This is a genomic window from Acidovorax sp. KPB24-03 (genome assembly GCF_057546605.1).
This window is the reverse complement of the sequence record NZ_BAAJYR010000530.1, coordinates 1-2031: the sequence shown is the minus strand read 5'-3', so window position 1 is coordinate 2031 and position 2031 is coordinate 1. Positions and strand designations below refer to the sequence as shown.

Annotated in this window: 1 protein-coding gene and 1 pseudogene; one reads left to right on the top strand and one right to left on the bottom strand. The window is 68.7% G+C overall.

Annotated features, from left to right (window positions below; all coding sequences use genetic code 11):
* Positions 1–116 precede the first annotated feature (116 nt).
* On the bottom strand, positions 117–1586 hold the full coding sequence (argH, locus tag AC27KI_RS23595) for an argininosuccinate lyase (protein WP_284395004.1): 1470 nt from the start codon (positions 1584–1586) through the stop codon (positions 117–119).
* 50 nt (positions 1587–1636) lie between these two features.
* Here argH and AC27KI_RS23590 point away from each other — a divergent pair.
* Positions 1637–2031, top strand: a pseudogene (locus AC27KI_RS23590) (sensor histidine kinase); the annotation flags it as partial.

Below are 2031 nucleotides of genomic sequence, written 5' to 3'. Positions count from 1 at the left end.
GTGGCGCCCACCCAGACCGCGGCGCGGGCCATGCGCAAGACCCAGTGGCGGCGCGAGGAAGAACGATGCATGGAGGGCTCCGTGAAAGTGTGCGGACGGGGGGAGGTGAACAGCGATCAGGCCAGGCGGGCGCGGTGGCGGGCCAGCTGGGCGCGCACCTGGGCCGGCGCGGTGCCGCCCAGCGTGTTGCGGGCGTTGAGCGAGCCGCGCAGGCTGAGGGCGTCGAACACGTCCTTTTCGATCTGCGGGTGAAAGCCCTGCAGCACGGCCAGGGGCAGCTCCGACAGGTCCACGTTGTGCGACACGGCGGCCTTCACGGCATGGGCCACGGTCTCGTGCGCATCGCGGAACGGCAGGCCCTTCTTGACGAGGTAGTCGGCCAGGTCGGTGGCGGTGGCGTAGCCCTTGAGCGCGGCCTGCTCCATGGCCGGCGCGTTGACGGTGATGCCGCCTTCCTTCTTGCCCGTGGCCGGGTTCGGCTGGCCGCCGACCATCTCGGCGAAGATGCGCAGCGTGTCCTTCAGCGTGTCCACGGTATCGAACAGCGGTTCCTTGTCTTCCTGGTTGTCCTTGTTGTAGGCCAGGGGCTGGCCCTTCATCAGGGTGATGAGACCCATCAGGTGGCCGACCACGCGGCCGGTCTTGCCGCGCGCCAGTTCGGGCACGTCGGGGTTCTTCTTCTGCGGCATGATCGACGAGCCCGTGGTGAAGCGGTCGGCGATCTTGATGAAACCGAAGTTCTGGCTCATCCAGATGATGAGTTCTTCCGACAGGCGGCTCACGTGCACCATGCACAGGCTGGCGGCGGCGGTGAACTCGATGGCGAAGTCGCGGTCGCTCACGGCGTCCAGGCTGTTCTGGCACACGCCGTCCATGCCCAGGGTTTTCGCCACGCGCTCGCGGTCCAGCGGGTAGGTCGTGCCGGCCAGGGCGGCGGCGCCCAGGGGCAGCACATTGACGCGGCGGCGCACGTCCTGCATGCGGTCGGCATCGCGCGCGAACATCTCCACGTAGGCCAGCATGTGGTGGCCGAAGCTCACCGGCTGCGCCACCTGCAGGTGGGTGAAGCCGGGCAGGATCACCTCCACGTTCTGCTCGGCCACATCCACCAGCGACACCTGCAGTTCCTTGAGCAGATCGGCGATCAGGTCGATCTCGCCGCGCAGCCACAGGCGCACGTCGGTGGCCACCTGGTCGTTGCGGCTGCGGCCGGTGTGCAGGCGCTTGCCGGCGTCGCCCACCAGTTGCGTGAGACGCGCCTCGATGTTCAGGTGCACGTCTTCCAGGTCGAGCTTCCACTCGAAGGCGCCGGATTCGATCTCCTCCTTGATCTGCGCCATGCCGCGCTGGATGGAGGCGTGGTCGGCGGCCGAGATGATGCCCTGCGCGGCGAGCATGTCGGCGTGCGCCAAGCTGCCGGCGATGTCGGCCTGCCACAGGCGCTTGTCGAAGAACACGCTCGACGTGTAGCGCTTGACCAGGTCGCTCATGGGCTCGGAAAACAGCGCCGACCAGGCCTGGGCCTTGGTGTCGAGCTGGTTGTGGGAGGGGGCGGACGCTGGGCTGGAGGCAGGGCTGGTGGACATGGAGGGCAATAATCCGGTGGTTCAGACACCCGGAACACCCGGATGCCGCAATGCAAGAGACGCAAATTTTATCGACCCGGCCGCAGGCCCTGACCGAAGACCCCCGCCAGCCCCTGGGCCGGCGGGTGCTGGTGTTCGACGCCTGCCATGTCGGGGTGATCCTGCGCGCGGTGCTTTTCGTGGAGGCGGTGCTGGGCGTGGGCGCCCTCTTCAACACCGCCACGCCCCTGGAATGGCTCGGCCGGCTGTCGCTGCTGACGGGCGGCGCCCTGCCCGCCACGCTGGCCTGGCTGGTCACCGCCTGCAGCCTGAAGACCGTGCTGCAGCGCCTGCCGGTGGCCTTGCAATACGCGGCGGGCGTGGCGCTGGGCACGCTGTCCGGGCTGTATGCCTGCGGCATGCTCGCGCTGGTGGGAGTGGCGGCCGACCCGCCCTGGCTGGCCAG